Annotated in this window: 12 protein-coding genes and 2 pseudogenes; 5 read left to right on the plus strand and 9 right to left on the minus strand. The window is 68.3% G+C overall.

Features of this window, described 5'->3' with window-relative positions; translation table 11 throughout:
• Positions 1 to 78: 78 nt before the first annotated feature.
• Entirely contained in the window at positions 79 to 342 is a 264-nt protein-coding gene (locus ACWCQS_RS24695) for a hypothetical protein (protein ID WP_451006468.1), read from the minus strand.
• Positions 343 to 396: 54 nt separating this feature from the next.
• Between ACWCQS_RS24695 and ACWCQS_RS24700 the strand changes: the two are divergent.
• From ACWCQS_RS24700 to ACWCQS_RS24720, 5 genes and pseudogenes are all read left to right on the plus strand, one after another.
• Positions 397 to 579: pseudogene (locus tag ACWCQS_RS24700) on the plus strand (tyrosine-type recombinase/integrase); the annotation flags it as partial.
• 457 nt (positions 580 to 1,036) lie between these two features.
• Complete coding sequence (locus ACWCQS_RS24705; RefSeq protein WP_451006469.1) at positions 1,037 to 2,185, plus strand: PP2C family protein-serine/threonine phosphatase; 1,149 nt, start codon at positions 1,037 to 1,039, stop codon at positions 2,183 to 2,185.
• Positions 2,186 to 2,445: 260 nt separating this feature from the next.
• Entirely contained in the window at positions 2,446 to 2,928 is a 483-nt protein-coding gene (locus ACWCQS_RS24710) for a DUF6328 family protein (RefSeq protein ID WP_451006673.1), read from the plus strand.
• A 99-nt stretch (positions 2,929 to 3,027) separates the two neighbouring features.
• A complete protein-coding gene (phoU, locus tag ACWCQS_RS24715; protein ID WP_451006470.1) occupies positions 3,028 to 3,702 on the plus strand; it encodes a phosphate signaling complex protein PhoU in 675 nt (224 codons plus the stop codon).
• A gap of 228 nt (positions 3,703 to 3,930) precedes the next feature.
• Positions 3,931 to 4,525 (plus strand): annotated as a pseudogene (locus tag ACWCQS_RS24720) (IS5 family transposase); the annotation flags it as partial.
• A 15-nt stretch (positions 4,526 to 4,540) separates the two neighbouring features.
• Here ACWCQS_RS24720 and ACWCQS_RS24725 read toward each other — a convergent pair.
• The 8 genes from ACWCQS_RS24725 to ACWCQS_RS24760 form a co-directional block, all read right to left on the minus strand.
• Positions 4,541 to 5,128, minus strand: coding sequence for a histidine phosphatase family protein (locus ACWCQS_RS24725; RefSeq protein WP_451006471.1), 588 nt, complete (start codon positions 5,126 to 5,128; stop codon positions 4,541 to 4,543).
• Positions 5,129 to 5,407: 279 nt separating this feature from the next.
• Positions 5,408 to 6,451, minus strand: coding sequence for a serine hydrolase domain-containing protein (locus tag ACWCQS_RS24730; protein ID WP_451006472.1), 1,044 nt, complete (start codon positions 6,449 to 6,451; stop codon positions 5,408 to 5,410).
• Between the two features lie 98 nt (positions 6,452 to 6,549).
• Positions 6,550 to 7,665 (minus strand): glycosyltransferase family 4 protein, encoded by a 1,116-nt coding sequence (locus tag ACWCQS_RS24735; RefSeq protein ID WP_451006473.1) that lies wholly within the window; start codon positions 7,663 to 7,665, stop codon positions 6,550 to 6,552.
• On the minus strand, positions 7,662 to 8,201 hold the full coding sequence (locus tag ACWCQS_RS24740) for a dCTP deaminase (RefSeq protein WP_451006474.1): 540 nt from the start codon (positions 8,199 to 8,201) through the stop codon (positions 7,662 to 7,664). Before ACWCQS_RS24740 ends, ACWCQS_RS24735 begins: the two co-directional genes overlap by 4 nt.
• A complete protein-coding gene (gene dcd / locus ACWCQS_RS24745) occupies positions 8,198 to 8,737 on the minus strand; it encodes a dCTP deaminase (protein WP_451006475.1) in 540 nt (179 codons plus the stop codon). The genes ACWCQS_RS24740 and dcd overlap by 4 nt, the downstream gene beginning before the upstream one ends.
• Complete coding sequence (locus ACWCQS_RS24750) at positions 8,737 to 9,978, minus strand: metallophosphoesterase (protein WP_451006476.1); 1,242 nt, start codon at positions 9,976 to 9,978, stop codon at positions 8,737 to 8,739. The genes dcd and ACWCQS_RS24750 overlap by 1 nt, the downstream gene beginning before the upstream one ends.
• On the minus strand, positions 9,975 to 11,294 hold the full coding sequence (locus tag ACWCQS_RS24755; RefSeq protein ID WP_451006674.1) for a UDP-N-acetylglucosamine 1-carboxyvinyltransferase: 1,320 nt from the start codon (positions 11,292 to 11,294) through the stop codon (positions 9,975 to 9,977). The genes ACWCQS_RS24750 and ACWCQS_RS24755 overlap by 4 nt, the downstream gene beginning before the upstream one ends.
• A gap of 2 nt (positions 11,295 to 11,296) precedes the next feature.
• Positions 11,297 to 11,734, minus strand: coding sequence for an ATP-binding protein (locus ACWCQS_RS24760; protein ID WP_451006477.1), 438 nt, complete (start codon positions 11,732 to 11,734; stop codon positions 11,297 to 11,299).
• Positions 11,735 to 11,818 lie beyond the last annotated feature (84 nt).

Raw genomic sequence — 11,818 nt, forward strand, 5'->3', positions numbered from 1 at the left:
GCAAGTCCGGCGAACACAACCGCCGGAAGATCGTCTAGGACAGACGTCAAGCATCACCCGACGCCAACCCGTCAACCATCAACTGAGACTCGACAGGCTGGGGCGGGTGGATTGATCAGTTCCTGAGCTTCGAGCCTCTGCGATGTGGCGGCCGTGTTCGGCAGCTCGTAGCAGTGACTGGGCTACCCGTTCGGCGTCGTCGGGGTACAGGTAGATCTCCTGGGTCCACAGCACTGACAGTCGCACGGTGCCGTTCAGCAGGTTCGTTGCTACGTCTACCTCGACGCCGTTGCCGGTGGTGTCGCTGACGTTCAGGTCCAGATCGCTGCTGTAGGCGCTCATGCGATTGAGCATGCATGAGGCCCGGCTTCAGATGCGAGGCCGGGCCTTCGTCATCGCCACGGCACGGCCACGCTCCTCACGGCGGCCGGAGTCGCGCCCCGCGTCGTGATGGAGATCCTTGGCCACTCCCAGATCAGCATCACCATGGACGTCTACACCCACGTCGTCCAGGACACACAGCGCGAGGCCATGAGCCACATGGATCGGCTGCTGCGGAAGCGCCCCGGTCGTCAGTGACCGCCCGCGTTGATGTCAAAACTGGATGTCAAAGGCCCCGGACCAAGATCGGTCCGGGGCCTATCCCTGGTGCCCCCGGCAGGATTCGAACCTGCGACACCCGCTTTAGGAGTTTTATCTAGAGGGGGCTGTGACCTGCGGAAACGTCGACTGCAGCGTGTCTGGCCTGGGAAAACACCCCTCCGTAGTTCTCACGTGTTCACGGGGCTTCCCGGCCTCATGTGTGCTGCATGCGTTCTGCCCCGAGGCCCGCTGAGGCAGTCAGCGGCCCACCCGGTCCGGCCTCTGGCCAAGTCGCGCTTGCGATTCGGGGCGACGGCCGTCACGCAGACGAGGCTGGATCCTCTGATCAGGGAGCTCATGGCACCAGGAGTGCCGTCGCTGCTCCTGTCCCAGTCTTCGTTCGTCAGCTGCCTTGGGCGGTGGCAATCTGGACGGTGTGGAGGCCGGGCATGGCTTGGCTGGTGTGCGGCAGCTGTGGCAGTCGAGTCATGCGCTGCTTGTGATCCCGCTCGTGCTCATCGTGGTGATCACAGCGGTGGACCAGTTGGTCCCGGCGGACATCCATCTCGGCCCGCTCCTGGTCATCGCCCCTGCGATCACCGCCTCCTTCGCCGGCCCATGGCTGACGGGGCTGATCGGGTTCCTGGCTGTGACGGCACAGGCGTACATCGGCTGGCACTTCGGCGTGCTGTCCACTCGTAATGTTCTGGTGCAGATCCTCGCCCTGGCAGTGCTGTCAGCGATGATCGTGTTCTTCTGCGTGGTGCGGGAACGGTCCCGACGCCAGCTGGCCCAGGTGCGGTCGGTCGCTGAGGCCGCGCAGCACGTCCTGTTGTGGCCGCTGCCTGAGCGGATCGGTCCCCTGCGGATCGCCTGCCTGTACCTGGCCGCCGAGGACGAGGCGCAGATCGGAGGTGACCTCTACGCGGCCGCCCGCATCATCGGTGGTGTGCGCATCATGATCGGCGATGTGCGCGGCAAGGGGCTGTCCGCCATCGGCGAGGCCGCCCTCCTGCTCGGGGCCTTCCGCGAAGCCGCCCACCAGCACACCTCCCTGCCCGATCTGGCCGCTTCCCTGGAACGGAGCGTCACTCGCTACCTGGCCGACTTCGAGCCGGCCGAGGAGGCCGGCGAACGCTTCGCCACCGCCTTGCTTCTGGAACTCCCCGACGACGACCCCATCACCCGGATCGTCAGCTGCGGGCACCCCCCGCCCCTGGTGCTCAGCCCTAACAGTTCCCTCATCGTGCCCAGCCTGCACCCCGCGCCACCGCTGGGGATCGGGAAGCTGGGGACGGAGGAATACAAGATCGATGTACTCGCCTTCGAGCCCGGTGACACGCTCCTGCTCTATACCGATGGCGTCATCGAAGCTCGCGACGCCGACGGCGACTTCTACCCCTTCGAGACACGGGCCGCCCAGTGGAGGGAGACCGGCCCGGAATCGCTGTTGCACCACATCCGGCGCGACCTGCTTGCCTACACCCGTGGACGCCTTGACGACGACGTGGCTCTCGTCGCGCTCCGCCGCGAGCCCGACATCGACCGACACCGCCATCACGGGCGCGTCACCCACACGAGCAGGTTCGGCGCAAGCTCCTGAACTGCGCATGCCATCTGAGGCGGGACATCCGGGCGGCCGTTTGTGCGACGCCCGCAAACGGCGCGCTGCACCCCCCGGCAGCGGGCCGTGGGCGTTTCACACTCCCTGGGAAAAGAGCCCGTAGGCAGGAAGGACGGCTACGCGACGGCTGCCATGCAGGCCGGGGACATGTTCCGAGAAGCGGCGCAGGCAGTACCCGGGCCCGACACGTACTCCGCCGGTCGTGGCGTGACCCTGAAGCCGAGCGGACAGTGAAGGCCATGTCGAAAGAGTCAGGACAGCAGCCGCAGACGCCCCGCCACGAAACGCCCGAGGAGCGGGCCGACCGCAACCTTGCCGAGCTCCTTCAGGAACTGCGCGTCGTCCAGACCGGCGTGCAGATCCTCTTCGCCTTCCTCCTGGGACTGGCGTTCACCAGCCGTTTCCCGCAACTCGATGCCTTCCAGCGCGACACCTACGTGATGACACTGCTACTGACCGTTGTCACCTCCGCGGTCCTTGCCACCCCCGTCGCTTTGCACCGCGGCCTGTTCCACCGAGGGGTGAAGCCTCGCATCGTTGCCCTGTCTGCCCGGCACGCGCAGATCGGCCTGGCCCTTCTGGTGCTGGCGCTCAACGGCGCCGTTCTCCTGCTGATGGACGTCGTCCTGGGCGGTACGGCAGCCATCTTCATCACGACCGTGACCACAGCGATCTTCGTCAGCCTGTGGTTCCTGTTGCCCTGGGTCGTCCGACGTATGTGATCCAGCCGGGAACTCCCGGTGGCCGCCGCCTGCGCAACGATGTGTGTAAACCTGACAGACGGTGGAGGCTGACGGACACAACCGGATGGTGAGGACGCGATGCGAGAGGCTTATCACGAAGAGTTGGACGCGATCAGTGAGGGCCTGGTGGAGATGGCACACCTGGTCGGCTCCGCCATCGGCCGGGCCACCACCGCTCTCCTCGACGCTGACCTGAAGGTGGCCGAGGACGTGATCGCAGGGGACGCGAAGGTCGACGACCTCCAGCGTGACCTGGAAGACCGGGCGATCGCCCTGCTGGCCAGGCAGCAGCCGGTCGCGACCGACCTGCGGATCGTGGTCACCTCACTGCGGATGAGCGCCGACCTGGAACGGTCGGGAGACCTGGCCCAGCATGTGGCCAAGCTGGCCCGGCTGCGCTATCCCGAGCAGGCGGTTCCACGTGACCTGCGCCGTACGATCCTGGAGATGGGCCAGCTCGCGCAGCGCCTCATGGCGCAGGCCGCCGAGGTGCTCATCACCCATGACGTTGATGCGGCACTCCAGCTGGAGAAGGACGACGACCGCATGGACGAACTGCACCGCACGATCTTCCAGCACCTCATGGACGACCGTTGGCACCACGGCGTCGAGACGGCCGTGGACGCCACGCTCGTCGGCCGCTACTACGAACGCTTCGCCGACCATGCCGTGGCCGTGGCCCAACGCGTCGTCTACCTCGTCACCGGCGAGCATGCGGAAGACCTGCCCACCGACCCGCCCACGACCGCCTGACCGCACCTGCGGGCGTGACGCTCAGAGAGGAAGATCAGATGTGAGTGCGTGAGGCTTGCCGGATGTCGGAACTCGCCAAGTCCCCGGGAGTGAAGACGGCTGCAGCAATGTGGAGTTGGGGCGGCAGCGCTGACCACAGCTCGTCGAGGAGGTCGCTGTGGGTCTCTGCGGTGGTCCGGATCTCCGTGAAGGGGGCACCGGTGGCGATCTCCTGCCCGTTGCAGCGGTTTCTCCGAGTGGAGCAAGGCCCGGGTGTGGGCGAAGCTCCACCGCCTGGTCCTCGACGAGCTCGGCAGCCGTGGGCAGTTGGACTGGTCACCGTGCGCGATCGACTCGGTGAACATGCGGGCCTTGAAAAGGGGGAGCTGACAGGTCCGAATCCGGTGGACCGGGGTAAGTACGGCTCGAAGATCCACTTGATCACCGAGCGTACCGGTCTGCCCCTGTCGCTGGGCATCTCCGGTGCGAACCTGCACGACAGCCAGGCCCTCCAGCCGCTGGTGAAGGGCATCTCGCCGATCCACTCAAGGCGCGCCCCGCGCCGCAGACGCCCGGCCAAGCTGCACGCCGACAAGGGCTACGACTACGACTACCTGCGCCGCTGGCTGCGCAAGCGCGCATCCCCCACCGCATCGCCCGCAAGGGCATCGAGTCCTCCACCAGGCTGGGCCGCCACCGCTGGACCGTAGAGCGCACGGTGTCGTGGCTCGCCGGATGCCGTCGACTGCACCGTCGCTACGAGCGCAAAGCGGAGTACTTCCTGGGCTTCGCCGGCATCGCCGCTGCCCTCATCTGCTATCGGCGCCTCTCGCGGCAGACGTGAGACGGCGGGCTGCCGTTACGGGGCGTTCCAGGCGGAGATGACGGGCTCCCCATCTTCGGTGGCCAGGACGCTGAGAGTGCCTGGATGCGGGTGGCCGAGCAGTCGGCTGGCGGACGCGCCGAGGCCAACCCAGCGCACGGTGAGCACCCGCGCCAAATGGCCGTGAGCGACGACGGCGACGTCCCCGTCGCTCAACAGCGGCCGGATCCGCTCCAGCACCGCGTCCGTGCGCGCGGCGACCTGCTGGAGCCGCTCGCCAGGATGGTCGGCGTCGCCGGGAATGACGCCGTCTCGCCACAGATCCCAGCCTGGCCGAGTCTTACGGATCTGCGCGGCCGTCAGCCCCTCATAGCCGCCGTAGTCCCACTCCACCAGGTCGGGATCGGGCTTGACGCCGGTCAGGCCGGCCAGCTCGGCCGTCCGCATAGCGCGGCACAGCGGGCTGCTGAACACGGCGACCAGCCGGCGTGGGGCCAGCCTCGGAGCGAGCGCCTTGGCTGCGGCCTCACCCGCCTCGGTCAGCGGAATGTCGGTGCGTCCAGCATGCTGGCCCGACAGGCTCCACTCGGTCTGGCCGTGCCTGATCAATATCAGCTCACCCATGGCCATGCACGCTATCTGTACATGCGACACGGCGGGACAGATTCTCGCCTTCACCGCCATCGTGTGTCCCTCATCTGCTACCGCAGACCTACCAAACGAGATGACGTCTTACTCGTATGCCCAGGCCCGGCCTGTCTGCCGGTGGCTCTGTCCGCGAGACCGGTGAACAAAGCCACCGGCGCCGTGCTGGACGACGCCGAGGTCTCGCATGCGCTGGCTGGGCTGCCGGTCATTCACCTGAACTCCCTGGGGTGTGAGGATGCAGCGCCCCAGGCTTCCTTATCTGAAGGCGAGTTCTCGGAAGGCGTTGCGGACGTCGGTCAGTGGCGCGCGGTCGCGGGTGTAGTAGAGCTTGTTGGTCAGGAGTACCGCCCAGCGGCCTTTTGCGGGCGAGACCCACATGCCTGTGCCGGTGAACCCGTAGTGAACCCAGACGTCCTGTTCGGTGGTGGTGCCCGGAGCGGGATGCCAGAAGAGGCCACGCGAAGGCTGGAGTTCACCGGTCTGGATCGTCAGCGAGCAGGTGGTCCACTCTGAGCCGAAACCAGCGCGGAAGCGGGGTGTGGCAGCGGCGAGCATGTAGCGCAGGAGGGTGGCGAGGTCGTCGAGGACGGTGAAGACGCCGGCGATGCCGCAGACGCCGCCCAGGAGGCGGGCCGAGAAGTCGTGCGCGACTCCCTTGAGGTGGGTGTCGGTGTCCTGGTCGAGTTCGGTCGGTGCGCAACGGGCCGCGATGTCGGCGGGCAGTGGGCCGAAGCGGGTGAACTTCATGCCCAGTGGGTGCCAGGTGCGGACCGTGGCCAGTTGGTCCAAGGGCTGGCCGGAGAGATGTTCGGCAAGGTAGCCGAGGATGAGGGCGGCCCGGTCGGTGTACTCGACCGCTTCGCCGGGTGGCCGGTGGAGTTGCTCGTGCAGTACGCCGCGGCGGATGTCGGCCGGATCGGTGCCGTAGAGGTTCTTCAGCTGGGCTCGCAGTGGGACGCCGGCCGTGTGGGTCAGCAACTGTCGGGCGGTCACGGCGCCGAGCGGATGGCCGGTGACCTCGGGCCAGAAGGCGCCGAGCGGCTGGTCGAGGTCGAGGGCGCAGTCCTCCCACAGGGCGCCGATGGATGACCACACGGCGAGGATCTTGGTGAGGCTGGCGGCATCGAAGACGGTGTCGGAGCGCATTGGCACGTCCGGCTCGTCGGGATCGAGGACGCCGGTGGCGCCTTGGGAGTGGATGCCGGTGGCGTCGCCGACGGCCCACACGGCGCCGGGGTACACCTTGTCGCGGACGCCTTCGTCCAGCAGTGCTTCGATGCGGTCGCTGTCGTACGTCATGGTCTCCCTCTTCGCCGGGGCATCCCGCCGGTCAGCGTAGTGAGATTCGCGGGCCTGGCCGGGTAGTGACGTGTCGGACTGGTCGGACGGAATGCGGTTCAGGTGAGCTGGCGGCCGAGATCGGTGAGGGCTCGTGCGGTCGCCGAGAGGGGATAGCGCGCCGCGTTGGCGTACCCCGCCTGTTGTAAGGCGGCCAGGATGCTGGGGGAGGTGCGCAGACGGTCGAGGTCGCGGGCCAGAGCGGCGGAGCGAGTGAAGTCGGTGGCCATACCCGAGGCGGCGAGGGCTTCGCTGAGGCCGGGTACCGGTTGGTAGAGGACGGGCAGTCCGCAGGCTTGGGCCTCCAGGGCGACCAGGCCCATTGCCTCCAGGGTGGTGGACGGTACGACCAGCACGTCGTGCTCGGCGAAGGCTTTCCACAGCTGTGGGCGGCGGAGCCAGCCAAGGTATCGGACGCGCACGCCGGCTCGTTGCAGTAGTGGGGCCAGCGCCAGGAACTGGGAGCAGGGCGCGGCGATGCTCAGCTCGACGCCCTGCACGGGGGCGAGGCTCTTGATCAGTGCTTCGCCGCCTTTCTCAACGGTCAGGCGTCCTGCGTAGAGCAGACGCAGATGACTGGGCGCAGTGCGGCTCGGCCGTCGTGGTGGCGCGGTGAGCAGGTGGTCGGGAACGCCCCAGGGGATATGAGTGATCTTGCGGCGCTCGACCTGGGGGGCGAGTTTGATGAGGCGGTCGGCCATCGCGCCGGTGGGCACCACGATGGCGTCCGCTGTCCTGGCGGTTTCGCGCAGCACCTGGAGCTGGTCCCGGTGGGATTCGGCGAAGAGCAGGTCGGTGCCGTGAACCAGCGCGATGCGGGGAGGTAGGGGCAGTGCTCGAATCAGCGCTGGGGTGGCACCGAAGGTGAGGTGCTGTAGATGCAGGACGCCGACTTGCGCCGGGTCGACAGCGGCGGCGAGGGCCTTGCGCAGCGCTTGGACGTAGCGAGCGAATGCGATGCCTTCCAGGCACTTGCCGGCGACGGGCAGCAGACTGAGTCCGGCCGGGAGCCGGGGCCGGGTGCCAGGTGATGTCAGCATGAAGGCGCGGGCCGGGATGAGGGGTTGGTCTCCGGTGTAGAGATCGAGGAAGAGTTCGACGCTGCCGCCAGGGCTTCCCGCAGGGAGATCCAGGAAGGTGACAGCCAGAGGGCCGCCGGCCGAAGGGGAGTTCACCGGACTCCTCCACGGATCTCTTCGTAAAGGCGGGAGATGTCGATGCCATCTGTGGCCGCGTACTTGGCGGACTGCTGCTGGTAGCTGGCTGGGGCGCCGAATGGGGTGAGGAAGAGGAGCTTGCCGAAGGTCATGCCCGGATACACGCGCACCGGTCGGGCGGCGCGCATCTCCAGCGTCCAGCGGATCGCGTGACCTTGGTGACCGAGCGGGGCCGACACGTGGACCCAGACGCCCAGGGAGCCGGTGGTGCGGTCGCCGTTCAGCATTTGCGCGTACGTCTCCGAGCCGGTCCGCTCCAGCGTGATGCCCAGGTACAACAGGCCAGGGCGCAGCACCAGACCGGCGTCGGGGATGGGCTGCTCGGTGTACGCGGTGGGCGCTGCGGCGTCGAGGACGTCGCTGTCGCAGATGCGGATCGTGTCGCCGAGCCGCCAGTCGTAGGCGTTGGGAGAGAGACGGCTGGGCTCGTACGGGTCGATGGTGATCTCGCCGGCCTGGACCGCGGCGGCGATGGCGGGCCCGGTGAGGATCACGATGCCACCGCCCGAAGTCGGGCGATGTCACGCCAGTAGGCGGAGGGCTGTGGGCCCGTTGCGGCCTGGTACTTGCCCCGGTAGAGGTCGATGGCGCCGGTGGCGACGAAGAACATGATCTGCCCGATCTTCATGCCCGGGTACACCCGCAGTGGTCGGATCGGGTTGAGCATGAGCGTCCACTGACCGTGGAATCCGATGTCGCCGATGGGCGCGGTGATCTCGACGAACAGTCCGAGCCGGCCGACGGAGGAGCGGCCGAACAGCAGCGGGACGAAGGTGTCGGAGCCGACCTCCTCGAGGGTGTGGCCGAGGTAGAGCTCCTCAGGCTGGAGAACCTGCCCATCCGGCCCGAGGGCGATTTCGCGGGTCGGGTTGGGACGGTGGGCGTCCAGGACCATGCCGGTGTAGGTGATCAGGGTCGGCCCCAGACGCACGTTGTAGCTGTTGGGGTTGACCTGGTCGGCGGCGAACGGGGTGATGCGGAGGCGACCGTCGTGAGCGGCAGCGGTGATCTCGGGACCGGTGAGGATCATTAGTTGCCTCCATCCGCAGTGTCAGGGAACCGAGCGGTGAGGACGTGCTGGACGGCCTGGTCCAGACGCAGACCGGCCTCGTGCGTGCGCTCGCCGAGGTAGGTGTCGGCGAGGTAGTCCGTGGTCAGCACGGTGGTGATGGCGTCCGGCAGGGGATCGGGGGCCGTGACGAGCGGGCCGGTCTGGGCGGTCAGACGCGACAGGAGGCCACGGAGGTCGCTGCGGTCCGGCGCTGGCAGGTGGGCGTGCACCAGTTGGTTGGCGAACGGCTCGATGGAGAGCAGGTCGCCCTGGGTGAGGGTCTCGCCCAGTGGGGCGGAGCGCAACGCAGTCTCGTTGAGGATGACCGCGTCCGCGCCGAGCGCTGTGTGCAGGCGGGCGGTGAGGTCCAGGAGCAAGCCGCGCCGGTCGAGGGTCTGGTGACGGTAGCCCGGTCTGATCGTGCCGAGGACGCTGGTCAGCTGCTGCTTGATGTCCTCGATGTGGGAGTGAAGGCGCACAAGTTCTGTGGGAACGGCGCTCGGGGCCCGATCCGGGAAGCATGTGGTGCCCGCGCCCCATCCCGTGCCCACGGGCGTGGCGATCGCATAGCCGTGGGCGAGTTCGCGGCCCTTGACGACGAGGGTGTCGCCGACGCGGACCGGCCCGTACTGCTCGCTGTGGCAGTGCCCGGCGAAGATCACGTCGAGGAAGGGGCAGGCCGCCGCGAGTTTGCGGTCCTCCTCGAAGGAGGAGTGGCTGAGCAGGACCCAGCTGTCCACCTCGTGGTGGTGGGCGAGCCTCAGCTCGCGCAGGGCCTGGACGGGATCGGTGACGCAGTGGCCGGCTCGCTGGGCGACGGGGATCGAGTGGAAGGCTTGCCGGCCGATCACGGCGGTTACACCGACGCGCCGGTCACTGATGTCGGCGATGTAGAGGCGGCGGAAGAGCGCGTCGCCGGTGTCGGCATCGACGGCGTTGGCGCAGACAGTGCGTCGATGGAGGTCGGGTTCGAAGTGGTGGGACCAGCCGTGGTTTCCGGGAGCCAGTACGTCGTAGAGCTTGAGCAGGATCTCCCGCTCGATCGTGCCGTGAGCGAGTCGGTAGTAGCCGCTGCCTTCGAAGAAGTCGCCGCAGTCCACGATGAGCGAGGTGGGCCGGAGAGCGTGGAGGTGGGTCAGGAACGGTGCGGCGTCGTCGAAGGCGGAGTGGACGTCGGTCGTGGCAACGATCTGGCTCAGAAGTCGAACGCCGGCGCTCATGGCGTGACCTCACAGATGTCGGCGCCCAGGGTGCGCAGCTTGCCGGAAAGGTCGGCGTGGCCGCGGCGCAGCTGGTCGAGGCCGCCGATGGTGGTGATGCCTCGGGCGGTGAGGCCGGCGACCATGAGGGCGGAGCCTGTGCGGATGTCGGTGGCTTCCACACCAGCGCCCGTCAGCTGCTGGGGGCCGGTCAGGCGGCATTCGGTCGGGGAGATCTCGTCGATCTCGGCGCCCAGGCGGGCCAGCTGGGGCAGCAGGTTGCCGTGGCGGCCGGGGTTGATGGCGTCGGCGAACAGGTGGGTGCCAGGGAGCCCGAGGGCGAGCGCCATGAGCGGTGGTTCGAAGTCGGCGTCCAGGCCGGTTGGGCTGAGGGAGGCGATGGCCCTGAGAGGGTGACCGGTGGGGTGTGCCTCCTGGGCGTTCACGCAAAAAAAGTCCGGCTCCGCGTCGGCGGGGATACCGAGCCAGTGAAGGGCCGCCACGAACGGGCCTACGTCCTTGCCCTGCACGTCGGCGATGCGGGCGGTACCGCGTGTCGCGGCGATCGCGCAGGCCAGTGTGGCCGCCTCGATCTTGTCGCCGGGCACCGCCCAGACAGCGGCGTCAGTCGGCGGCAAGGACGGCGGCGAAAGGGTGAGTAGATGCTCGCTGGCGCGGGTCTCCCAGCCCACGGAGCTGAGGGCGTCGAGCACGCTCAGGACTTCCGGCGAAAGGTTGGGCTGGCCCAGCTGCAGGGGCCGGTTGGTTGTGAGGGCGCGCAGCGTCGCGGCCACGGTCGCACCGCGCGAGCGGAAGGGCAGCACGAGTGAGACGGTGCCGGTGTGAGGCGTGACGGCCTCCACGCGGTATCCGGAGCTGTCCTGCTCGCTCCGGTCGCCGAACGCCTCGTACACCTTGAAGTGCAGCTCCATTCCGCGGGCGCCGATACGGCAGCCGCCCGGCCAGGGCAGCCGCGCTTGGCCGTAACGCGCGAGCAGCGCGGGGACGAGGTAGTAGGAGGCGCGGATGCGGGCGGCCTGCGCCAGGTCGGGTAGTCCCCGGCGTACCTCCGTGGGCAGGATCACCGCGGTGGTGGGCTCGCCCAGAGGCTGCGCGACATGCCAGCCCCCCTGTTGCAGCAGAGCGAGCATGATCCGGACGTCCGTGCTGTCCGGGACGTTGCTCAGCCGAACAGAGCGGCCGAGAGCCGACGCGGCGGCCAGAAGCGGTAGAGCGGCGTTCTTGGAGCCGTCGACGCGTACGGTGCCGGCGAGCGGCGGTCCGGGGCGTACGGCGATCACCTCGGCGGCCACGCCAGGGGCGCGGGTGGTCGTCATCATCAACTCCTCTGCAGGGGAAAGGCGAAGGCGATTTCCTGGTTCGGTCTGGTGGTCAGGTCGATCTCGACCCAGCAGCGCTTGCCGCCCTCCGCAGGTTCGGCGCCGTACCGGTCGGCGAGAGCGGCGACGAGGAACAGACCCCGGCCGCCTTCGCTGTCCGCATCGGGCAGGCCGGGCTGCGGCAGCACCGGGCTCGCGTCGCAGACCTCGATCCGCAGGACGTCCTCGTCGAGACACACCGCGAGCGAGACCGATCCGGTGTCGGCGTACTGGACCGCGTTGGTGACGAGCTCGCTGATCACGAGTTCGGCCGTGTGCATCACCTCGGTGCCCAGCCCCGCGTCCCAGCCCGCTATGGCGTCCACGGCCTGGTGCCGGAGGGCGGTCGCTGCGGCGGGCATTGCGGGTACGGCGAGAGTGAGCTGGTGCACTTCCATGAGCGGCCTCCCGGAGTAGGTGCGGCCACTTCAAGCAACCAGTCCATCGCGGTGAGTGGTTAGCCCGGGTGCGGGCGCTGCATG

The organism is Streptomyces sp. NPDC002076 (assembly GCF_053593835.1).

Excerpts from the sequence above, each read along its gene's own strand:
- phoU (WP_451006470.1), top strand. The coding sequence starts at position 3,028 with ATGCGAGAGGCTTATCACGAAGAGTTGGACGCGATCAGTGAGGGCCTG.
- ACWCQS_RS24750 (WP_451006476.1), bottom strand. The coding sequence starts at position 9,978 with ATGAGCGCCGGCGTTCGACTTCTGAGCCAGATCGTTGCCACGACCGAC.
- ACWCQS_RS24695 (WP_451006468.1), bottom strand. The coding sequence starts at position 342 with ATGAGCGCCTACAGCAGCGATCTGGACCTGAACGTCAGCGACACCACC.
- ACWCQS_RS24725 (WP_451006471.1), bottom strand. The coding sequence starts at position 5,128 with ATGGGTGAGCTGATATTGATCAGGCACGGCCAGACCGAGTGGAGCCTG.
- ACWCQS_RS24730 (WP_451006472.1), bottom strand. The coding sequence starts at position 6,451 with ATGACGTACGACAGCGACCGCATCGAAGCACTGCTGGACGAAGGCGTC.
- ACWCQS_RS24755 (WP_451006674.1), bottom strand. The coding sequence starts at position 11,294 with ATGACGACCACCCGCGCCCCTGGCGTGGCCGCCGAGGTGATCGCCGTA.
- ACWCQS_RS24760 (WP_451006477.1), bottom strand. The coding sequence starts at position 11,734 with ATGGAAGTGCACCAGCTCACTCTCGCCGTACCCGCAATGCCCGCCGCA.
- dcd (WP_451006475.1), bottom strand. The coding sequence starts at position 8,737 with ATGATCCTCACCGGTCCCGAGATCACCGCTGCCGCTCACGACGGTCGC.
- ACWCQS_RS24710 (WP_451006673.1), top strand. The coding sequence starts at position 2,446 with ATGTCGAAAGAGTCAGGACAGCAGCCGCAGACGCCCCGCCACGAAACG.